The sequence below is a fragment of the Thioalkalivibrio sp. AKL8 genome (genome assembly GCF_000380525.1).
GTDB lineage: Bacteria > Pseudomonadota > Gammaproteobacteria > Ectothiorhodospirales > Ectothiorhodospiraceae > Thioalkalivibrio > Thioalkalivibrio versutus.
On record NZ_AQYF01000008.1, the window covers coordinates 299,198 to 319,246 of the forward strand.

Below are 20,049 nucleotides of genomic sequence, written 5' to 3' on the forward strand. Positions count from 1 at the left end.
CTTCAGCGCCAGGGCGGCTCCACGCCCTCGACGCGGTATTCGCGGCGCAGGGCGCGCATCAGGCTGAAGCAGCAGAAGACCAGGATGATCGCGACCGGAAGCCCGGCGGTCAGCGAGCCGGTCTGCAGGCTGTCCAGCGCGCGTTCACCGCCGACGATCAGCAGCGTGGCGGCCACCGCCCCCTCGGTGATGCCCCAGATCACGCGCTGGCGCTTGGGCGAGTGCTTCGAGCCGCGCGAGATCAGCGCATCCACCACGAAGGTACCGGAGGCCGAAGAGGTGATGAAGTAGGTCGCGATTAGCAGCGTGGCGATCCCGGAGGCGAAGGTCGTCCACGGCAGCTGGGCCAGGGTCGCGTAGAGGGCCACGGTGGTGTCCTCGGCGACCGCAGCGGCGATGCCCGCGCCCTCGTCGAACAGCTCCATGTGCAGCGCGGTGCCGCCGAAGATCGCCATCCAGGCGAACACGAACAGTGTGGGCAGCGCGAGCACGCCGACGATGAACTCGCGGATGGTACGCCCGCGCGAGATGCGCGCGATGAATATGCCCACAAACGGCGACCAGGCGATCCACCAGGCCCAGTAGAACATGGTCCAGTCCTTCTGCCACTCGGAGCCGCCGATCGCGTCGGTATGCAGGCTCAGCTCGATCAGCTGCTGGAAGTAGCCGCCGGTGGAGTCGAGCAGGAAGCGCAGGATGAACAGCGTCGGGCCGGCGAACAGCACGAACAGCATGAAGCTGATCGCCAGCACCAGGTTGAACACACTGACCCACTTGAGCCCGCGATCCAGTCCGGAGAGCACCGACAGCACGGCCACCGCCGTGATCGCGGTGATGATGCCGACCTGGTACCAGTGCGAGACCGGCATGTCGACGAGCACGTTGAGCCCGGTGTTGAGCTGCATCGCCCCGAAACCCAGCGAGGTGGCCAGCCCGAACAGTGTGCCGAACACCGCGAGGATGTCGATCACGTGCCCGATCGGGCCGTAGATGCGGTCCCCCAGTAGCGGGTAGAAGATCGAGCGGATGGTCAGCGGCAGGCGGTGGCGAAAGCTGAAGTACGCCACCGACAGCCCCAGTACCACGTACACCGCCCAGGCATGCAGCCCCCAGTGGAAGAAGGTGTAGACCATCGCCTGGCGCGCGGCCTCAGCGGTCTCGCCATCACCGATCGGCGGGTTCTGATAGTGCAGGACCGGCTCGGCCACGCTCCAGAACACCAGGCCAATGCCCATGCCGGCCGAGAACAGCATCGCGAACCAGGCGGCAAACCCGAATTCCGGCCGGTCGTCCGGCTGCCCCAGCCGGATCGCGCCGTAGCGGCTGAACCCCAGCCAGACCAGGAACCCGAGGAAGAACGTGACCACCAGCAGGTAGCCCCAGCCGAGGTATTCGGTAATGAATCCGTGGATGCCGTCGAACACCATGCTGGCGGTGGACGGCAAGGCCACCCCGAAGGCAACAAACACCACCACCATGATCGCGGAGGCGGTAAACACGGTGGGATTGACCGTGGAGAAAAAGGCTTCCGGACGATACTGGCTCATGATGAACGGCCTGGCTTCAGTCCGGGGATGGGCATCAGTTCGACGCGTCGGAGTCCGGGGTGCCCGCACAAAGCCCGCCGGTCAGATCGGCCTTGGCCAGCACATGCCCCTCGGCCGCGACGTCGAACTGCGTGCGCGTCGCACCCGGCGCCAGATCCAGCGCCTCATCCAGGGCGAGCAGGCGGAAACGATAGTGGTGGCAGCCCTCCGGCGGGATCGGGCCCAGATACCCGGCCTTGCCGAAGGCATCCAGGCCCACGCGCCCCTGACTCGGCAGATGCAGCGAGTCCACCCGATGCGTGTCTGGCGGCAGGTTCCAGACCAGCCAGTGCGTCACCTCGCCCAGCGGCGAATCCAGGTCCTCAAGGATCAGCGCGAGGCTCTGTGCGCCATCCGGAACCTCATGAATCTCCAGTGGTGGCAGCTCGTTGGCATCGCGGGCCGACACCTCGATCGGCATCACTTCGCCGTCACGGAAGGCAGGACTGATCAGCCGCATCCCCTCGTCTCCTGTATCCACAGATCCTCAGCCTCCCCCGCCGCCGCCAGCGGGTCAACCGCCGCGAGACCGGATCGCAACCGGAATTGATCCCGGTCAACGAACCACCCCCGCACGGTTGCACACAGAGCCCGCTCCGTGCGTACACTTCGAGACATGGCACAGCTCACCTTCAAGGGCGCGACCGGCGAGGTCACCGGGTCGCGCTATCTCCTCGAGACCGACGATGCCCGCATCCTGCTGGAATGCGGCCTGCATCAGGGCGGCAATGACGCCGACGAGGCCAACCGCGAACCGCTCGCGGAACTCGCCGGTCAGCTCGACGCCGTCGTCCTGTCCCACGGCCACCTGGATCACTCGGGGCTCCTGCCCAAGCTGGTTCGCGACGGCTACCGCGGCCCGATCTACTGCACACCGGGGACCGAGGAGCTGCTCGAGATCATGCTCGAGGACGCCGCCTTCGTGATGAGCAAGGACATCGAGTGGGAGAACAAGTGGCGCCGGCGCGCGGACAAGCCCCTGGTCGAGCCGGTCTACGACATCGACGACGTCGCGACTACCCTGGGGCTCTGCAAGGCCGTGCCCTACGGCGATACGCAAACCATTGCCGGCGACATCCGGCTGACCTTCCGGGACGCCGGCCACATCCTCGGCTCCGCGATCGTCGACCTGATCGTGCCGTCCGGCGGGCGCGACCGGCACCTGGTCTTCTCCGGCGACCTCGGCAACCCCGACGCCGTGCTGATGCACGAACCCGCGCGGATGGAACACGCGGATCACGTGCTGCTGGAAAGCACCTACGGCGATCGCGATCACCGGCCCATGGACGAGACCATCGAGGAATTCGCGCAGATCCTCGCGGAGGCCGACGCCAGCGGTGGCAACGTGATGATCCCGGCCTTCGCGGTCGGGCGCACCCAGGAGATCCTCTACCACCTGGGCATGCTGCACCACGCCGGGCGCCTGCCGCAGCAGAAGGTATTCCTCGACAGCCCGATGGCGATCAAGGTGACCGAACTCTATGCCCGGCTGCACAAGTCCCTGAAAAGCGAGGACATGGAGCGCCTGCACAAGGCGGCGAACGGCGACCCCGGTGGTTACCTGCCCGGGCTGCAGGTCTGTCGCACGGTCGAGGAATCCATGGCGATCAACCGCATCACTGGCGGCGCGATCATCATCGCCGGGGCCGGCATGTGCAACGGCGGGCGCATCCGTCATCACATGAAATACAACCTGTGGCGGCGCGAGGCGCACCTGGTCATCGTCGGCTTCCAGGCCTCGGGTACGCTGGGACGGCGGCTGGTCGATGGCGCCGAGCGGGTCAAGCTGCTGGGCGACGAGGTCGCGGTCAACGCGAAGGTCCACACCCTGGGCGGCTTCTCCGCCCACGCCGGGCGTACTCAGCTACTGGACTGGGCGCGCGGCTTCCGCGATCAGCCGGTGTTCCACCTGGTTCACGGCGAGCCGGAGGCACGCGAGGCGCTGGCCGCCGGCCTGCGCGACGAGCTGGGCGCCGAGGCCCACGTGCCGGCCTTTGGCGAGACCATCACGCTGTAATCCGCTCGCATGCCTGAGGCCGAAGCCGTCAGCACCTACGCCCTGATCGCCGGCTTCCTCGGCGGGCTCGGGCTGTTCCTCCTCGGCATGACGCTACTGACCGACGGCCTGAAGACCGCCGGCGGCAAGGCCCTGCAACACATCCTGGGCGTGTGGACGCGGACTCGCCCGCGCGCACTCGCCTCCGGGATGGGCGTGACCGCGCTGGTCCAGTCCTCCAGCGCGGTCACCGTCGCCACCATCGGCTTCGCCAACGCGGGGCTTTTGACCCTCGGCCAGTCGGTCTGGGTGATCTTCGGCTCCAATGTCGGCACCACCATGACCGGCTGGCTGGTCGCCCTGATCGGCTTCAACATCCGGATCGAGGCCTTCGCCCTGCCCGCCATCGGCATCGGCGCCCTGCTCTACCTGTTCATGAAGGCCGCGCGCCCGCGCTACCTGGGTCTGGCCCTGGCCGGTTTCGGTCTGTTGTTCTTCGGGATCGACGTGCTGCGCGAGACCTTCGAGGGCCTGAGCGCGACCTTCGACCTCTCCGCCCTGGCGCGGCCGGGCTTTGCCGGGCTGTTGATCATGGTTGGCATCGGCGCACTGCTGACCGTGCTGATGCAGAGCTCGTCGGCATCAATGGCGATGGCCCTGACCGCCGCGATGAGTGGTGCGGTGCCACTGGAGGCCGCGGCCGCCGCAGTGATCGGTGCCAATCTCGGCACCACGGTGAAGGCCCTGCTGGTGGTCATCGGTGCCACCCCGAACGCCAAACGCGTGGCCGCCGCACACGTGATATTCAACGGCCTGACCGCGATTGTTGCGCTGCTAATTCTGCCGTGGTTCCTGGCCGCGATCGCCTGGATCTGGGGCAGCACCGGCGAGGCCCCCGCCCCCGCGGTACTGCTGGCCCTGTTCCACACCGCCTTTAACCTGCTGGGCGTGGCGCTGATGGTTCCGGTTGCCCCACCGATGATCCGCTTCCTGCAGACGCGCTTCCGCACCCGGGAGGAAGACATCGCCCAGCCGCGCTTTCTCGACAAGCACAGCGGGGGCGTCCCCGATCTGGCGCTGCAGTCGTTGTTGCAGGAAACCGAGCGCCTGGCCGACATCAGCCACTCCATGGCGCGCGAGGCCCTGCGCCCGGACCCGCCGGCCGCGGGCACCCTGGACGCACGGCGCGCCGCCGTGGAACAGCTGACCACTGCCATCAGCGATTTCGCCGCCCGCACGGCCAACCACCCGATGCCCGAGGCGGTCGGGCACGGCATCGCCGAGGCGGTACGTATCGCCCGCTATCATCGCGAGACCGCGGCGCTGGCCGACCAGATCGCCGAGCTTCGCCGCCACTCGACCGGTGAGGAGCGCCCGATCGTCAGCGAACAGCGCCGCGCTTGGCAGGAGCAAGCGATCCGCGCCCTCGATCTCGCCAACCTGGAAAGCGGCAACGGCAGAGACCTGGCGGCCACCGAAGCCGTAAGCACGGTGGAGACGGCCTACGCCGAACTGAAGGCAGCCCTGCTGCGCGAAGGCACCTTCGGCTCGCTGAGCATGACCGAGATGGAACGCCAACTCCGCATCATCAGTATGGCCCGACGCCTGGTCACCCAGGCCGACAAGGCCCGCCGCCACACCGAGGCCCTGGAAGACCAGATCCAGGGGCTGCGCAAGACGCTGGAACCGGAGAACGCATGATCGACGGCGAAACCCTGCAGGACGCCATCGCGAACCACCGGGCCGAGGCCCTGACGTTCGACGGGCTGGAATACGCCCGGCTGCTCGAGCCGGTGAATCACTACCCGCGCGGTTCCGTGGTGCTTCCGGATGGCTCGGTGGTCCCCGGCTACCCGGCCATCGGGCGCATCCAGTCGCTGGAGGCCGGGCTGCCGCGTCAGTTCGATCAGCCGTTCTGGGCGGAGGAGAAGATCGACGGCTTCAACGTGCGCATCCTGCGCTGGGAAGGCCGGGTCGTCGCCTTCAGCCGGGGCGGGTTTGTCTGTGCATTCAGTACCGACCGGGTGCCGGATTTCGTGGACCTCGCGGTGTTCGAGGCGGAACCCGATCTGGTGCTCTGCACGGAAATCGCCGGGCCGGACACGCCCTATCTGGAGGGCTCCACCCCGCGCGTCGCGGACGACGTCGGCTTGTTCGTGTTCGACCTGATGCGGCTCGGCCAGCCGGGCTTTGTGCCGCAGGACGAAAAGTTTGCACTGATGGAGCGCCATGACCTGCCACCGGCGCCGCTGCATGGACGGTTCACGCCCGCAGACACCGAGGCCCTGGGCCGCCTGATCCGGCAACTGGATGCCGAGGGTGCCGAGGGCCTGGTACTGAAGACCGCGGATGGCGAGCACCGCGCCAAGTACGTGGCCGGGGGTTCCTGCATCAACGACATCCGCGTGTGTTCCGAACAGCTGCTGGACCTGCCGCCGGAGTATTTCACCAACCGTCTGACCCGCCTGGCCATCTTTCTCGCCGAACACCCACCCGCGGAGCGCGTCGCCGTGGAACGCGAACTGGGCGCGGCCCTGCTGTCCGGGCTGGCGACCGCGGTGGACAAGAGCCGGCGCGAGGGACGCGTCGGCCACACCTACCGCTGTCGCTTCCGCGAACACGCCGGGGCCCAGCGCTTCATCGATCACATGCAGGCCACCGGCGGGCGCCATGTGCGCTTCCTGCCGGACACGCCGCGCCAGGAGGAAAACGGCTACTGGCTGCTGGAGTTCGAGCGCCTGTTCGACCGGATCACCGGCACCCTGGCCTCGGCCCTGGCCGGCGACCGCCAATACGACTGAGCTCTTCGCCTGCAAGCAGGCTCCTACGGGTTCTACTTTGTAGGAGCCTGCTTGCAGGCGAACACGGGAAAGTCCCCGACTTGCGGCCTCATGCGCCGCCCTGACCGGGGATACCCGACTCGGAGAGATTCTCCATCACCCGACGCAGGTAGTCGGCGGTGACCAGCTTGATGCCCATGCGGTTGCCCAGCTTGCGCATGCCCTCGTCGGCACTGGCCAGTTCGGCGTCCAGCTCCATCGCCAGCAGCACGGCATCGACGTCTTCGCGCGAATCCACCAGTCCCTTGCGCATCGCCTCGCGGAAACGCTCGCGCAGCTGGGTGATCAGCTCGGGCTTGAGCGATTCGGCCGCCCCCGCCTGGCGGGTATGCTCCTCCGCAATGCGCAGGCCGCGGTCAATCCGCGTACGCACCTCGTCGATGAATTCGTAGAGGATGTCGCTCGGCAGCATCAGGGCGAAGCGCCGCGGCGAACGCACCCAGACCACGGTCTCGAAATCGGCCGCCATGGCCTCGAGGTCACGCATGCCGCGAAACTCCTCGTACACCGACAACGGCATGTAGAACTCGGCGGGGCAATGGCGCGCCAGGGTGAGGAAGGTCCGCAGGATGTCTTCGGCATCCTCGCCGAACTGCCCGGCCACATGCGGGTTGGTAAAGACACTGGTATCCAGCACGAATCGGCGCATCACGACCTCCTGTCGGCTCCCTTCATCATCGGCAGGGGCCAGCGGCCCGTCAACCGGCGCGGATCCCCCGTCCGCGAGGACGGGTATGGCATAATCAGCGCGTCATTTCCCAGCCGGACATGGATTGCCCTTGGCCACCCGAGCGGAAGTCGAAAAGTTTCTGGAGCGCCTGCGCGAGGACCTCGAACGTCACCAGATCGAGATCCCGACCCTGCCCGATGTCTCGGTGCAGGCATTGTTCATCACCCAGGACGAGTCCAGCTCCATTGTTGATCTGGTCAACCTGATCTCGCGCGACACGGCCCTGGCCTCGCGCCTGGTGCGGCACGCCAACAGCCCGGCCTATCGTGGGCTCACGCGCTGCGCGACCATTCGCTCCGCCATCACGCGCCTGGGGATGGAACGCGCCCGCCAGACCATCATTGCGCTGTCGATGAAGGAGGTCTTCCAGAGCGGGAACGAGATGATCCGCGTACGCATGGAAGAACTGTGGAACCACAGCCTGGAGGTGGCGATCATCAGCTATCTGCTAGCCCGCCGACACCCGCACCTGGACCCCGATACCGCGCTGCTCGCCGGGTTGGTGCACGACATCGGCATGATCCCGATCCTGCGCCGCGCGGAGAAGACACCCGAGATCTACGAGGACCCGCGCGCCCTGCAGGCCGCCGCCGACGCCGCGCATGTCCCCATCGGCCGCGCGATGCTGAAAAACTGGAATTTCGAGCCGGAGATCATCCGCGCAGTGGCCGAACACGAGAACCTCAAGCGCGAGCCGGAGGATGGCGAACCGGTCAACTACAGCGACATCCTGCAGGCGGCCAACATCGAGAGTCACAGCGCCACGCGGCATCGCCTGGCCTCCATCGACCGCAACGCGGTTGCCGCCATCCGCCGCCTGGCCGCCAAGCCCGGCACGACCCAGCTGAACTGGGAAGACGACGCGATCGGTCTGGAACACGTAAACCAGATGATTGAGTGAACCCCACGCAGCGGGGGCGGTCTTCTCCTTACTTCCCAGGAAGGACGTCCGCATGCCCGCCATTCTCCAGCTCGTCTACGCCTCGCGCGCCACGTTTCGCGAAAACACGTCCAACCAGGGCATTGAGCCCGAAGTCAGTCGCATCCTGATGCAGTCGCGCCAGAACAACCCGCGCAGCGGGATTGTCGGCGCGCTCTATTACGGCGACGGGCACTTCTTCCAGTGCCTGGAGGGTGACCCGGATGCAGTGCGCGAAACCGTCGACCGCATCCGCCGTGATCGTCGCCACGAAGAGGTCCGGGTGCTGCGCGAGCAGTCACTGGATACCCCGGGATTCGGCGAATGGTCCATGAAATACGTCCCGGCGGCCGTGGACGTTCGCCAACTGCTGCAACGCTTCGGCCAACGCCGGTTCGACCCCTTCGCCTTCGACAACGACCGCATCGACGCGATGCTGGACCTCCTGCGCCACGGGCGGGATACCGCGCACGCCGAACCCGAGCGACCGGCGCCGGCCAGCCCCCAAGACGCCGCCCGCCGCACCAATCGCCTGTTGTTCGGCGTTGGGCTGATCGCAGTCGCGATTCTGGCCGGCGTGATCGGGGCGGCCGCCTACCTGCTGCTGGCCACCTAGGGAAACACTTCGCGCGCGCTCGTCGCTCGCGACATGCGCGCATTCGGAACCCACCCCGATGGCGCCCTTCGCCCGGCCTTCATGCACCCCGCGCGCATACAACCCCGGGATTGGCGCACGCACCTCACCTATTGCCAAGGCCCCCGGTCCACCCCACCACCGGCTCGCGGCGTTCGAATACGCAGTCCGCAAGAGCCATTTCCATGGTGCTTCACGCTCCCTCCCGGGTACGTTCAGGTCCTGTCGTCCGACCCGCCACGCCGGGGCACCTTGACCCATCGCTTTTTAGAACCGCAAATCCCTTCACATTTTCAACACTCAGCGACCACAACGAAGGCGAACGGCCGCCGTCAGTGTGCCAGCGAACAGACCCGTTAACGTCCTGCGCCTATTTTGAACCCTCATCCTGAATCCGCTGCAACGTGGCGATTCAGTCCCCTCCCGGCAATGTCGCCAGGAAGGACAGGTTTTGATGAAGCCGTTAAAACGGACATTTTTCCAAGCCGGGATATCCGTTTCGAAGGAGATTCACATGAACAAGCTACATTCATTTGCCTTTTACGCTTTGGTCACCCCAGCCATCACCCTCGGCGCAGGTTCTGTGCTGGCACAGCAGTACGATGAGCAGGACGTTGAACGCGAAGCGCAGAGCACCCAGAGTGAACAGGGCCAGCGCGCCGGCCAGTCTGACTCGAAAAGTGCGGAAGATTACCGTGCCACCCGCGACGAGGCTCGCATGCAACACCGCGGCTATATGGACTCTTCACCGGCCAACAGCATGCACGTGAGCGAGCTGATCGGCACTGATGTTAAAACCACGAGCGATGAAGATCTCGGTTCGGTCGATGACCTGATCATTGACGAGAACGGCCAGGTCGTCGCTATTGTGATCGGTGTTGGCGGATTCCTGGGCATGGGCGAGAAAGACGTCGCCATTGGCTGGGGTCACGTGACCACCTCCGGCTCGGCGGATGATCGGGAGCTTCGCGTTGACGTAACCCGTGAAGAGCTGCGCTCTGCGCCGGAGTTCGAACGCCGCGATTGATCGCAAGCACAACCCAGATCTAGTGGGATGACCAGACGGCAGGGGCGAAAGCCCCTGCCTTTTTTATGCCTGGACTCCACAGCTCCAGTACCACATACCTGCACGCGATAGTGTTCGCTGTATCGATTTCCGCCCGGCCGCGTTCTGCTCGTCCTGTACTACACGGCCGAAAATGCTGCTGCCCTGCGCACTGCCTCGATATCGTCCTGCAATGACATGGCGTGTTCGGAGCGGGCCAGTGCCATGCGTGGATGCCTTCTGGCGACCGCGATCATCGCCTGGTCATCGGTCTCGGCCAACGCACAAAAAGCCTTCTGCAGTCGGATCGCAACTTCAACGAAACCGGCACCGTCACGAGCCAGAGCCGTACATGCGTCGTCGAACAAGTCGTCGACCTCCAAGCTCGGCACGAATACCCGGTCATAGGTGATTTCCGCCACCCTGTCCTTCTCCAGCGGTGATACCCAAAGTGTAAACAGCCGGACCATTGATCCGGTTACATTGATCGCAGTCCCCGGATCATTGGTGCCAGGCGACAGCGCCTTGTCGGCGATCTCCGACAACGCGACAAGCGCGAATGTCTGTCCACTTCGCCTCCAGCATCCTTGCACACGCGCTCTTGATCCCAAGGCCTTCCAGGGCCTCTGTATATGTTGGGCAGCGCACAGACCCACCCCCGGGCTTGCCCTAGTTTGGAAGCTTCAAGCTGCCTCTACTGACCGCGTGGAAGAGGCCGACAACGAGCGCTACCACTACCTGGAGATCATCTGATGAACAAGGATCAAAGCAAAGGTCATGGGAAAGAAGCCAAAGGGAAGCTAAAGGAAGTTGCTGGCAAGGCGACCGGCGACAAGAGCACCGAGGTCAAGGGTAAGGCCGAGAAGCATGCCGGCAAGGCTCAAGCCAAGTACGGGGACCTCAAGAGCGACGCCAAGAAGAAAACCGAATGATCGGCTCTGCACCCGGCTCGGAAAGTGGCCAAGAAGCCTCCAACGACACACATGTCGGACCCACGCTAGTGAGCGCCAGCACCATAACCGGTGACGAGGTCTGCAACCTGCGGGAAGAGAAGCTGGGCAAGATCCTGGACGTGATGCTTGACATCAGCGAGGGCGAAATACGGTACGCGGTCCTGGCCTCAGGCGGTTTTCTAGGCATGGGTGATCGTTTATTCGCGATCCCGTGGAAGGCTTTGAAGCACGACAAGGAGCACAAGCGATTTTTGCTTGACGCCGATCCCGAGTGGTTAAAGAACGCACCAGGGTTTCCCAAGGATGAATGGCCCAACATGGCCGACGCAACCTGGCATTCAACTGTGGATTCCTACTACGCCAGGGATGACGCTGCGGGGTGATCGCGCGAGGTACCGGTGGAACCTTGTGGCCGGCTTAACCGTGTAGGCGCCCCCATGCATGGTGGACACTATTGACGGTTGCGGTTTCCAACACCGCGACTTTTCCCGCACGCCATCATTGAATAACGACCCCTCATCCATTAGGACGATTAACCATGGCGACTAATGAAACTCTGGCACTGAACAAGATCCTGGCAGTTGTTTTGATTGTTGTGGGCCTGATCCTGCTGTTCTTTGCGTATCGCTCATCCCAAAGTCTCGGCGACCAGGTGACCGAGGCCGTTACCGGCAGTTTCACGGACTCCACCATTTGGTTTCTGGTCCTGGGCGCGGCTTCCGCAGCGGCCGGTGTCGGGTTGTTCTTCTTCGGCAAATCGTCAAGGACCTGAGCCAGGCCCCCCACAATGCCCCACGACACGGAGGAATCCCTCGATGAAGGGGGCGGGAGGGCTGCTCAGGACCGCGCCGGGTTACGCCCGCATAAACGACTGTTCAACGCCGCCGAGCTTCGCTTGTTCCGCTATACGGCGGTCTTGCTGTCCCTAGTGGCGTTGACCGCGCTGATCGCGATTGTTGCGTGGTCTCTAGGCTGGATACTGAGCACGTTCTACAACCTCCTCCTGTCGCTCTCGATCGCAGGCATCCTGGCGCTGGTGCTTCATCCAGTAGTGAATTTTCTCGAGACCCGGCTTCGCTTGCCCAGATGGCTGGCCATCATGCTGCTGATGGCGATCTTCTTTCTTGGGGTCGGCGCCCTGTTGTTCTTTCTTGTCCCCACCCTGACCGCCCAGATCGTTCAGCTGGTAACCGCCTTGCCCGAGACCCTGGCGCGCTGGGAGGATCATTTTTCGTTTTACTTTCCGGAAATTAGCGCCATGATTTCGGAACGCCTGGAAGCCGGCAATGGGGGGGAGTCCGAGTCTTCTCTGGAAGTCACCGGAGAGACCGTTATGTCCTATTTGGGGATATTGGCGGGTATCAGCTTCGTTCCGCTGTTTCTCTTCTTCGCGCTGCTCTCGGGTGACTCGCTGCGGGGAAAGGCATCGGAACTGTTATCCATATTCCAAGGGCGCACTCAGCAGAAAATACTCTATTTCATGGATGTTTTCGTGGGATACATCACCGCCTTCTTCCAGGGTCAACTGATGATCGCCATGATCATGGGGGCCCTGTATGCGCTCAGCTTCACGCTCATCGGCCTGCAATACGGCGTGCTTGCCGGGCTCGTGCTGGGACTGCTGAATATCGTCCCCTTCCTGGGAACCCTGATCGGACTGTTGGTGATTCTGCCCCTGGCCTACCTTCAGCCGGATGGCGGCATTGAGCTATTGATGCTGACCGTACTCGCGTTCGCAGTGATACAACTGATCGAAAGCTGGTTGCTGACGCCGAAGATCATGTCCAACCGCTCTGGCCTGCACCCCGCACTTGTCATCATTTCCCTGTTCTTCTGGGGCACCGCCCTGAACGGGATTATCGGGATGGTACTCGCGATTCCTTTGACGGCGTTCTTTGTGGCCATCTGGGGTGAAATCAAGTCCAGCCTGAAACACGCGCTGAGTAGCCGGGAGGACGCACGACCATGAAGGAAACAGATCCCAGTCAGGACGAGGATGGCGGTCACGACCGCAGCCAGGACATCACGCAAATCCTGAAGACCCTGGCGGCGGACATCGCTCGCCTTCTTGCGGTAGAGGCGCGGCTGTTCGGACACACGGTGCTGATGATGATCGGGCTCACCGTGATGATTGCGCTTCTGTTGGTGGGCGGCTGGCTGTTTGCCGGGGCGAGTCTGGTGGTCGCCCTGGCCAGCCTGCAGGCCTTCAGCCTGACGGGCGCGCTGCTGACGGTAACGCTCGCACATCTGGCGCTGGCGGCGCTGGCCTTCTGGCGACTCCGGCACATCACCCGCGACCTCACGTTCCGTGAGAGCCGGGCGAGCGTTAACAGCTTGCTCGTCCAGGCGAGATCGCTCGTTGACGCTGCAGAGCAGCACCCCCCGGAAGCAGAACCGCAGCGCCCCGAGAAATAGGTCGCGGTCAGCGAAGCGGCGAGCCGATCAGACTGGAGGCAATCCGCCAGGCTTTCATCTGGCCTGCCAGGATTCCATAGGTATATTTGATGCCGAGCATATCCAGGCGACCGGCCAACAGGCCACACCCAAAGGCAATGGCCAGCACAGCAGGCCGGCGGGCCAGGGCCCGTGCCCGGTGCAGCAAGCGGTCGATCCGCCAGCGCACAAGGCCGGCACCGTGATCAATTCGGCCGCGCAAGTGCGCGGCCTCCTGCCTTAACTGGTGGCCACGGAACACGATCAACGGCGCCGTAAAGCAGCCACCAAGGTCCCCGCCGCGAATGCGAGACCCAGGGAAAGCAAAGGATTTTCCCGCACGAAGCCACTAACCGATTGCAGGGCCTCTTCGGAGTGCTCCTTGACCTTCGCCCCGGCCTCCTTGGCTTTCTCCTCCGCGCTCGCCGCCCCATGGCGGATCCGTTCTTCGGCCTTGCCGGCGCCCCTGGCGGCCTGGTCTACAGTCTCGTGAGCGCGCTCCGAGATGCGATCGGTGGTGGCGTGTTCGCTACTGCCTGGTGTATTCATGGCTATTTCCCGTTGCTGTGGTGGGATAAAGGTGGATGCCGATCAGCATCCACCGACAAGCAACGGAAAGTTTCTCGGAAATGGCTCCACCCGTCTGCGCGGTAGCGAACAAAGGCACAAAAGCTACCACCCTCACGGACCGGCACACTCAGCCGCCTAGGGAGACGCTAATTGAATCGCACGTTCGCGCTCGAGTCGCTTTGGCGTGCGAACAAGGCGCGGTGACCGCCGTGCAGTCATTCTGCACAAGGGCGGCGCAGCGCCCTGCGCGCGCCCGCTTCTGATAAACAAGGGGCGGCCGAGCCCACTCTTTCAATCACTTGTCGGGTTGGTGCCCCCCGTTTCAATGAGAATGGCCGGATCCTGCGTTGCGCCCCGAAGAAATCCAAAACGGGCGGGTAGAACCACTACCCGCTGCACGACGCGCCTGGTCTCGGAAAACCTGGGGTACCAACGCAAGCGTGTACCTTAATCAGTGTTTCCCTAGCTGTGATCTCTCAATAGGTTGTCCACGGGGCGACTCCGAAGGATGCTGAGTTTGCCGACTTAGCCATGTGGGCATCGGAATATAGACTTTGAGGACACGCCTACGAGGAAGACGCGACGCCCAGCTGCACCATTTGGACGTGAATTGACCGCCACTAGGGGGGCCGGGTGCTGCGTGAGCAGTCACTGGTGGGCCTGGGATCCGGCGAGTGGTCGATGAAATAGTCGCTGCAGCCATGGACGTTCGCTGGCTGCTGCAACGCTTCGGCTAGCGCCCGGTTGGATCCCTTCGCCTTCGACGACGACTTCATCGACGCGATGCTGGACCTGCTGCGCCACAGGCGAGATACCGCCTATTCCGAACCCGAATGAGCGAGTGTGCCCCCCGGAAGACGCCGCCCGCGGCACCAATCAACGGCTGTTCGGCGTTGGGCGGGTCCCAGCCGCGAACGTGATCCGGGTGATCGGGGCTGCGGCTCACCGATTGCTAACGGGGTAGGGTTCAAATGCAGCACGTCGTGCAAGTCGCCACATCGCACCCTGTTTAGTCCGTGACCTCGCGCGTGTGAGCCGGGACCCCCTGCTGGACCTGATTACGACCACCGCGCTTGGCCTTGTAGAGCGCCTCGTCGGCGGCGACCAGCAGTTCGGGGCCGTCCTGGTCTGGGTAGTCGGCCGAACACACCATGCCGATGGAGATGGTGCAACCGAAGCGCTCGCCCTTGCGGCCGAAATCCAGTGACGCAAAGTTCCGGCGGATATCCTCCAGCACCCGCCGGGCATGCTCCGCTTCGCATTCCGGCAGCACCGCGACGAACTCTTCCCCGCCGTAGCGGCCGATGATATCGGACTGACGCAGGCGCTGACGCAGCAAGGTTGCGATCGAGCTGATCACCACGTCCCCTACGGCGTGCCCGTATGTGTCATTAACCACCTTGAAGTGGTCAATATCGAGCATCGCCAGCGTGACCGGCCGACCGATCCGGCGGGCGCGCAGCACCTCCCGGTTGGCGGCCTCCTTGATACTGGCGTGCTTGAGCAACCCGGTCAGGCTGTCCTTGTTGATCCGCTCCTCCAGCTGGCGAGCCCGCGCGACCCGCGCACGCGCGGCCGCCACCAGCTGCAGGTCGGAGATCGGCTTGGTCAGAAAGTCGTCCGCGCCCCGGCCCATGGCGTCGATCTGGCGCTCGATATCGGTTTCCGCGGACAAATAGACAATCGGCAGATGGGTGTAGGCCTCGTGCTGGCGGATCACCCCCGCCAAGTCGGTGCCCGCGTATTCGGGCATGTACAGATCCATCAGCACCAGTTCCGGCCGGAACGCGGCGATCGTCTCCATGATCTCGCGCGGCGCGTCCAGCACCCAGGCCTCCATCCCGGCCGCGGTCAGTACCAGCCGCATATGCTCGGCAAGATCGGCATCATCGTCCACGATCAGCACTCGCTGCGCCGGCGCGTGGCGCTCCTGGAAGATTTGCGAGATGCGGCTTACCAGGCGGGGTACATCCAACGGTTTCAGGAAATACCCCTGCGCGCCCAGTTGTACCGCGCGCACACGCGACGGGAAGTCATCATTCGCGGAGAGGAAGATCAGCGGGCAATCCAGCGCCTGGACCTGCGGACAGTCCACCAGCCGCTCGGTCGCATTTTCGCGACCATCTTCCAGCATCACGTCCACGAGCAGCAGATCCGGCTGCTGATCTTCCACCGCACGCCGGAGCGCGTCGATGCCCTTGAACACCTGAACCTCGTAGTTGAAGGAATCCAGCTGCTGCTTGAGTTGGCGGGCCAGTTCCGCGTCGTCCTCGACGAGCCAGATTGCCATGGCGTTGTCGGAGGCATTCCGTGCATCCGGCATCCGCCGGACCGCCGAGCGCTCTGGGCTTTCGGGCACCGTACGCGCGAGGGCCGCCAGCTCGTCCGCCAGGGACCGCCGGGTCGGCGCATCCAGCGACAAACCCTTCGCCTGCAGCCAGCCCCCGATCCGCTGCTCCAGCACACGGGCCGCCGTGCTCAGCGACGCGCAGCCGAAGCTCCCCCCGGACCCCGCCAGTTTGTGCAGACGCTGCTGCAGCTCGTCGAGCACCTCGCGATCCTGTTCCTGTCCGGTCAGGCTGCCCTGAAGCGTGTTCAGCCCGGCCAGCTCCTCCGGAAGCCGCTCCAGGTACCGGGCACGCAGCTGTTCCAGACGGGCCTGAAGGGCCTGCTCGGTGGTATCCGGCGTCATGCCGCCCCCTGCCATATCCGCCGCACCTGATCGGAGAGCGTCATGGGGTCGAACGGCTTGGCAATCACGTCACGCGCCCCCAGTGACTTGTAGTGTTCGATCTCGGAGGGCTGCACCTTGGCGGTCATGAAGGCCACCGGCACCCCGGCCAGCGCCGGAATCCCGCGCAGGGCCTCCAGGGTCGTGGGACCATCCATCCCGGGCATCATCACATCCAGCAGGATCAGGTCCGGTGCAAATGCCTCGGCATCGCGTACCGCCTCCTCGCCCGAAGCACAGGTCTTCACGGTGTAACCACCCACCGTCTCCAGGGCCAGTTCGGCAACCGCCTGAATATCCGGCTCGTCTTCGACATAGAGAATGCGTTGCAACTCGGACACTTTCCACTCCCCTGGGGTGAACCGCTACGGGCCCGTGGCGTAACGGCCGGCGGCAGACCCTGGTTCTGAACCGGATGGATTGACATTCGCGTCGCGGGCAAGCGGCAACTCGACCCAGAACGTCGCTCCCGCGCCCTCCACGGAGTCAAAGCCTATACGCCCGCCCATATGCTCTACCAGTTCCCGGCTAATCGCGAGGCCAAGCCCCGTCCCGCCCTTCGCTCGGCTGTCGGAGGCATCCGCCTGCGCGAATTTCCCGAAGATGCGCTCGCGAAAATCGTCCGGAACACCCGGCCCGTCATCCGCCACACTGACCCGGACGCCTTCGGTCGGCGCGCTCACTGACTGCGCCGACACCCGCACGGTCCCGCCCGGGGGCGAGAACTTCACCGCGTTCGACAGCAGATTGGCGATCACCTGCAGCAGGCGCTGGTCATCCACCCGAACCGCGCCCCCGGACGCGTCACCATCGAGCACCAGTTTAACGTCGTGCTGCGCACCATGGCCCCGATGACTCTCGAGCGCCTGCTCGAGCAGCGGCTGGAGCGGCTGTGCGCGCATCTCGAAGTGCAGCTTGCCCGCCGCGATCTTCTCCATATCGAGAAGATCGTTGATCAACAGCGTCAGACGCTGGCTGTTGCGCTGGGCAATCGTCACCATTTCGTTTGCTTTTCCCGACAGTTCGCCGAGGGCGCCGCTGGCCAGCATACCCAGCGACCCCGAAATCGATGTCAGGGGGGTACGCAGTTCATGGCTGACGGTGGAGACAAATTCGTTCTTCATGCGCTCCACCCGCTTGCGTTCGGTGATGTCACGCACCATACCGACATAAAGGGGCTCGCCGTGTTGCGTGACCTCCGATACGGCGAGTTCCATCGGGAACACGGTCCCATCCTTGCGGCGCCCCTGCAGTTCCCTGGTGGTGTCAATCACCCGCCGGTTCCCCGTGGCCTGGTAATTACGCAGGTAAGAGTCATGACGCTCATGATCAGACTCGGGCATCAACACGCTCACATTGCGTCCGACAACCTCAAGGGGCGCATAGCCGAAGATTCGACTTGCACCCGGGTTGAACGACTGGATCAACCCATCGCGATCGATCGTGATGATCCCGTCCACGATGTTATCGATAATCGTCTGGGTACGAAGCGCCTGCTCCGCCAGGGCCCGCTCCGCCTCCATACGCTCGGTAACGTCTTCATTCACGCCAATCGCCCGCACGACAACACCTGCCGCATCGGTTACCGCCTGTGCCATAACGCGAATATGACGTATCGCCCCATCGCCCCGACGAATTCGGAACGTGAACTCGCGGGGTGTCCCGGGACGGGTAAGGATCGTTTCGAGGCTGGCTTCTGCGTGCCCCATGTCTTCGGGCAGCAATGCGCGCCTCCAGTCATCGGCATGGTGACCGAAATCGCGGGGTAACACGCCGTAAAGACGGAACATTCCGGAATCCCAGTCAAGTCGTCCAGTGGTGAGGTTCAAATCCCACACACCCAGATGCGCCGCCTCGGTGGCCAGCGTCAACTGCTGAGTGGCATCCCGGAAACGTTTTTCGCTCTCGCGCAGGGCCTGTTCGGCCGCCTTGCGCTCGGTGATGTCCTCGGCGATACCCAGGTAGCCGTTGATATTTCCCTTTTTGTCGGTCTGGGGTGTCACCGTCAGGGAAACAGGGATGCGCACGCCGTCCTTGCGCACAAAGGTCCACTCCCGGGTTTCTGCACCGTCGCGATCCGCGACCTCGGTAAAGACCCGGAAGCCTTCGATCGGCCGTTCACTGGCGGCGCTCAGTTGCGCCACGCGCGCGGCGATTTCCTCGGGCACATGGAACAGGGCGGGTGACTGCTTGCCAACCATTTCGTCGGCAGCATAGCCCGTCATCTTCTCCGCACCCGGATTGAACAGGGTGATCAGACCATCGCGGTCGGTCACCACAATGGCGAATTCCGACGCGGCCGCCAGAACCGCCTGCAACTGATCGGCTGTCTGCGCAAGCTCCGAGGTGCGCGCGCACACCTCGGACTCGAGTTCACTACGTGCCTGTGCCTGCTGGCGGAAACTGGCCACCAGCTGCCGCGACATCTCCCGCAGGGTCCCGGCCAGGCCGTCGTATTCGAGAATCCGGCTTTCCGGCAGTACCGGCGAACGCCCCGCGGCAATGTCCGAACTCAGTCCTGCACTGACCGCATCCAGCTTGCGCAATGGACGGCTGATGGCATAACTCAAGGCGGCCGAGACCAGGATGGCCAGGGCCACGATTATCGTCAGCAGAGCAAACAGCTCGACGCGCTGCTGCTCCAGCGCCCGGACCACCGGCGCCGCCGGCATCTCCGCATACACCTGCCCGACATCCGGCACTGGGCCCACCGGCGCGTCAACGAAGTAGGAACCCTGTCCCCAGCGACCCACGGCCGACATCGAACCGCCCGGCAACCAGATCGAAAGCTCCCGGTCCCGGGGCTCCACCTGGCCGTCCGACGCCTCCAGCACGCTGCGGACGTCGCCCCGACTGGCCAGCACCCGACCTTCCGGGGACACAATCGCAAGCCCCAGGTCCTCGCGCGTCTGCACCCGCCCCAGATGGTAGTCATAGCGGACCCGTCCCTCGCGGTAATCGGTTGCGAGCCGCTCGGACAGATTCTCGGCGCGTTCCTGCAGGCGCTCGACCATGAAGGCCTCGTGCCCGTCGCGCTGCTGATAGCCCTCGTGCAGGATAGGGACCAGGCCCGCCAGCAGGGTGACCGGCAGCATCGCGTGGAACAACAGACTCGCGAGCGACGGCCTGCCCAGCCGGGAGGCCTGCGCGCCGCGACCCGACAACCGCCACAGCATCACCAGCAAGCTGGCGATCAGTGTGTTGAACAGCGCATTCACCGCCTGCTTCAGGGCGATCATGGTGGTGGGTTCCCAGTCCATCCCGATCAGGCCGCGATAGGACAGCAATACCAGTGGAACGCCGATCACCAGCCAGTACAGCAGGTCCGCCACAACCACATTGTGCAGCCAGCGCCGGTAAACGAGGCCCACCACCAACGCCTCGATCACAAACACCACCATCGGATACGGAACGCCCCACAGGACCAGGGTGTAGAGCCCCCCGGCGATCGCGACAATCACCGCGGGCAGCGTCCCCAGCAGCAGCACCGCGAGCATCACAGCGATCGAACCGAAGATGAAGTCCAGACCGAACAGCAGCGGCAGATGGAAGTAATTGCCGGCCACCGCCAGCAGGGCCAGCGCCAACGTCGCAAGCCCACGGCCCACCGGC

The 20,049-nt window shown here is 64.3% G+C and carries 20 protein-coding genes and 1 pseudogene; 12 read left to right on the forward strand and 9 right to left on the reverse strand.

The window, feature by feature from the left end:
* Positions 1-2 precede the first annotated feature (2 nt).
* Together G335_RS0108740 and G335_RS0108745 are read right to left on the reverse strand one after the other, a co-directional pair.
* Positions 3-1,547: a BCCT family transporter gene (locus G335_RS0108740; RefSeq protein WP_018167943.1), complete on the reverse strand. Its 1,545-nt coding sequence runs from the start codon at positions 1,545-1,547 to the stop codon at positions 3-5.
* Positions 1,548-1,581: 34 nt separating this feature from the next.
* The gene (locus tag G335_RS0108745) at positions 1,582-2,046 is read right to left on the reverse strand and encodes a YbhB/YbcL family Raf kinase inhibitor-like protein (RefSeq protein ID WP_018176489.1); all 465 of its coding nucleotides are present in this window, start codon (positions 2,044-2,046) and stop codon (positions 1,582-1,584) included.
* A 156-nt stretch (positions 2,047-2,202) separates the two neighbouring features.
* Between G335_RS0108745 and G335_RS0108750 the strand changes: the two genes are divergently transcribed.
* Genes G335_RS0108750 through G335_RS0108760 form a run of 3 tightly spaced genes read left to right on the forward strand, consistent with a single transcriptional unit; the run spans position 2,203 to position 6,383 of the window.
* Positions 2,203-3,603, forward strand: a complete 1,401-nt coding sequence (locus G335_RS0108750) for an MBL fold metallo-hydrolase RNA specificity domain-containing protein (RefSeq protein WP_018176490.1) — start codon at positions 2,203-2,205, stop codon at positions 3,601-3,603.
* A 9-nt stretch (positions 3,604-3,612) separates the two neighbouring features.
* On the forward strand, positions 3,613-5,283 hold the full coding sequence (locus G335_RS0108755; protein WP_018176491.1) for a Na/Pi cotransporter family protein: 1,671 nt from the start codon (positions 3,613-3,615) through the stop codon (positions 5,281-5,283).
* Positions 5,280-6,383, forward strand: coding sequence for an RNA ligase (locus G335_RS0108760; protein WP_018146281.1), 1,104 nt, complete (start codon positions 5,280-5,282; stop codon positions 6,381-6,383). The genes G335_RS0108755 and G335_RS0108760 overlap by 4 nt, the downstream gene beginning before the upstream one ends.
* Before the next feature lie 88 nt (positions 6,384-6,471).
* Here the strand turns inward: G335_RS0108760 and G335_RS0108765 are convergent, their stop codons facing one another.
* On the reverse strand, positions 6,472-7,071 hold the full coding sequence (locus tag G335_RS0108765; protein ID WP_018146282.1) for an RNA ligase partner protein: 600 nt from the start codon (positions 7,069-7,071) through the stop codon (positions 6,472-6,474).
* A 130-nt stretch (positions 7,072-7,201) separates the two neighbouring features.
* On the opposite strand from G335_RS0108765, the gene G335_RS0108770 reads away from it, so the two are divergent.
* The 3 genes from G335_RS0108770 to G335_RS0108780 all read left to right on the forward strand — a co-directional run bounded on the left by G335_RS0108770 (position 7,202) and on the right by G335_RS0108780 (position 9,732).
* Positions 7,202-8,053 carry an HDOD domain-containing protein gene (locus G335_RS0108770; RefSeq protein ID WP_018176492.1) on the forward strand — a complete coding sequence of 284 codons (852 nt, stop codon included), beginning with the start codon at positions 7,202-7,204 and terminating at the stop codon, positions 8,051-8,053.
* Positions 8,054-8,105: 52 nt separating this feature from the next.
* Positions 8,106-8,687, forward strand: a complete 582-nt coding sequence (locus G335_RS0108775) for a BLUF domain-containing protein (protein WP_018176493.1) — start codon at positions 8,106-8,108, stop codon at positions 8,685-8,687.
* Positions 8,688-9,219: 532 nt separating this feature from the next.
* Complete coding sequence (locus G335_RS0108780; RefSeq protein ID WP_018176494.1) at positions 9,220-9,732, forward strand: PRC-barrel domain-containing protein; 513 nt, start codon at positions 9,220-9,222, stop codon at positions 9,730-9,732.
* A gap of 158 nt (positions 9,733-9,890) precedes the next feature.
* On the opposite strand, the gene G335_RS0108785 is transcribed toward G335_RS0108780, so the two are convergent.
* The gene (locus tag G335_RS0108785; RefSeq protein ID WP_369773008.1) at positions 9,891-10,406 is read right to left on the reverse strand and encodes a DUF2254 family protein; all 516 of its coding nucleotides are present in this window, start codon (positions 10,404-10,406) and stop codon (positions 9,891-9,893) included.
* A 96-nt stretch (positions 10,407-10,502) separates the two neighbouring features.
* Here G335_RS0108785 and G335_RS0108790 point away from each other — a divergent pair, with 96 nt between their 5' ends.
* From G335_RS0108790 to G335_RS0108810, 5 genes are all read left to right on the forward strand, one after another.
* Positions 10,503-10,682 (forward strand): CsbD family protein, encoded by a 180-nt coding sequence (locus tag G335_RS0108790; RefSeq protein WP_018176495.1) that lies wholly within the window; start codon positions 10,503-10,505, stop codon positions 10,680-10,682.
* Positions 10,679-11,086: a PRC-barrel domain-containing protein gene (locus tag G335_RS0108795; RefSeq protein ID WP_018176496.1), complete on the forward strand. Its 408-nt coding sequence runs from the start codon at positions 10,679-10,681 to the stop codon at positions 11,084-11,086. The genes G335_RS0108790 and G335_RS0108795 overlap by 4 nt, the downstream gene beginning before the upstream one ends.
* A gap of 155 nt (positions 11,087-11,241) precedes the next feature.
* Complete coding sequence (locus G335_RS0108800) at positions 11,242-11,475, forward strand: DUF3185 family protein (RefSeq protein ID WP_018176497.1); 234 nt, start codon at positions 11,242-11,244, stop codon at positions 11,473-11,475.
* Positions 11,476-11,490: 15 nt separating this feature from the next.
* The gene (locus G335_RS0108805) at positions 11,491-12,672 is read left to right on the forward strand and encodes an AI-2E family transporter (protein WP_018176498.1); all 1,182 of its coding nucleotides are present in this window, start codon (positions 11,491-11,493) and stop codon (positions 12,670-12,672) included.
* Positions 12,669-13,118 (forward strand): hypothetical protein, encoded by a 450-nt coding sequence (locus tag G335_RS0108810; protein WP_018176499.1) that lies wholly within the window; start codon positions 12,669-12,671, stop codon positions 13,116-13,118. The genes G335_RS0108805 and G335_RS0108810 overlap by 4 nt, the downstream gene beginning before the upstream one ends.
* A gap of 7 nt (positions 13,119-13,125) precedes the next feature.
* Here G335_RS0108810 and G335_RS0108815 read toward each other — a convergent pair whose 3' ends face one another.
* Positions 13,126-13,359 (reverse strand): hypothetical protein, encoded by a 234-nt coding sequence (locus tag G335_RS0108815; protein WP_018176500.1) that lies wholly within the window; start codon positions 13,357-13,359, stop codon positions 13,126-13,128.
* A 41-nt stretch (positions 13,360-13,400) separates the two neighbouring features.
* Positions 13,401-13,685, reverse strand: coding sequence for a YqjD family protein (locus tag G335_RS0108820; protein ID WP_018146293.1), 285 nt, complete (start codon positions 13,683-13,685; stop codon positions 13,401-13,403).
* Between the two features lie 651 nt (positions 13,686-14,336).
* Here G335_RS0108820 and G335_RS14275 point away from each other — a divergent pair.
* A pseudogene (locus G335_RS14275) lies at positions 14,337-14,670 on the forward strand (blue light sensor protein); the annotation flags it as partial.
* 45 nt (positions 14,671-14,715) lie between these two features.
* Here G335_RS14275 and G335_RS0108830 read toward each other — a convergent pair.
* Genes G335_RS0108830 through G335_RS0108840 form a run of 3 tightly spaced genes read right to left on the reverse strand, consistent with a single transcriptional unit; the run spans position 14,716 to position 20,045 of the window.
* On the reverse strand, positions 14,716-16,398 hold the full coding sequence (locus G335_RS0108830) for a diguanylate cyclase (protein WP_018176502.1): 1,683 nt from the start codon (positions 16,396-16,398) through the stop codon (positions 14,716-14,718).
* Positions 16,395-16,778: a response regulator gene (locus G335_RS0108835; protein ID WP_018176503.1), complete on the reverse strand. Its 384-nt coding sequence runs from the start codon at positions 16,776-16,778 to the stop codon at positions 16,395-16,397. The genes G335_RS0108830 and G335_RS0108835 overlap by 4 nt, the downstream gene beginning before the upstream one ends.
* A gap of 24 nt (positions 16,779-16,802) precedes the next feature.
* Positions 16,803-20,045, reverse strand: a complete 3,243-nt coding sequence (locus G335_RS0108840) for a PAS domain S-box protein (protein ID WP_018951321.1) — start codon at positions 20,043-20,045, stop codon at positions 16,803-16,805.
* Positions 20,046-20,049 lie beyond the last annotated feature (4 nt).

Bases quoted from the DNA above. Each gene is read 5' to 3' on its own strand.
- G335_RS0108740 (WP_018167943.1), bottom strand. From the start codon at position 1,547: ATGAGCCAGTATCGTCCGGAAGCCTTTTTCTCCACGGTCAATCCCACC.
- G335_RS0108745 (WP_018176489.1), bottom strand. From the start codon at position 2,046: ATGCGGCTGATCAGTCCTGCCTTCCGTGACGGCGAAGTGATGCCGATC.
- G335_RS0108750 (WP_018176490.1), top strand. From the start codon at position 2,203: ATGGCACAGCTCACCTTCAAGGGCGCGACCGGCGAGGTCACCGGGTCG.
- G335_RS0108755 (WP_018176491.1), top strand. From the start codon at position 3,613: ATGCCTGAGGCCGAAGCCGTCAGCACCTACGCCCTGATCGCCGGCTTC.
- G335_RS0108760 (WP_018146281.1), top strand. From the start codon at position 5,280: ATGATCGACGGCGAAACCCTGCAGGACGCCATCGCGAACCACCGGGCC.
- G335_RS0108765 (WP_018146282.1), bottom strand. From the start codon at position 7,071: ATGCGCCGATTCGTGCTGGATACCAGTGTCTTTACCAACCCGCATGTG.
- G335_RS0108775 (WP_018176493.1), top strand. From the start codon at position 8,106: ATGCCCGCCATTCTCCAGCTCGTCTACGCCTCGCGCGCCACGTTTCGC.
- G335_RS0108780 (WP_018176494.1), top strand. From the start codon at position 9,220: ATGAACAAGCTACATTCATTTGCCTTTTACGCTTTGGTCACCCCAGCC.
- G335_RS0108790 (WP_018176495.1), top strand. From the start codon at position 10,503: ATGAACAAGGATCAAAGCAAAGGTCATGGGAAAGAAGCCAAAGGGAAG.
- G335_RS0108795 (WP_018176496.1), top strand. From the start codon at position 10,679: ATGATCGGCTCTGCACCCGGCTCGGAAAGTGGCCAAGAAGCCTCCAAC.
- G335_RS0108800 (WP_018176497.1), top strand. From the start codon at position 11,242: ATGGCGACTAATGAAACTCTGGCACTGAACAAGATCCTGGCAGTTGTT.
- G335_RS0108805 (WP_018176498.1), top strand. From the start codon at position 11,491: ATGCCCCACGACACGGAGGAATCCCTCGATGAAGGGGGCGGGAGGGCT.
- G335_RS0108810 (WP_018176499.1), top strand. From the start codon at position 12,669: ATGAAGGAAACAGATCCCAGTCAGGACGAGGATGGCGGTCACGACCGC.
- G335_RS0108820 (WP_018146293.1), bottom strand. From the start codon at position 13,685: ATGAATACACCAGGCAGTAGCGAACACGCCACCACCGATCGCATCTCG.
- G335_RS0108830 (WP_018176502.1), bottom strand. From the start codon at position 16,398: ATGACGCCGGATACCACCGAGCAGGCCCTTCAGGCCCGTCTGGAACAG.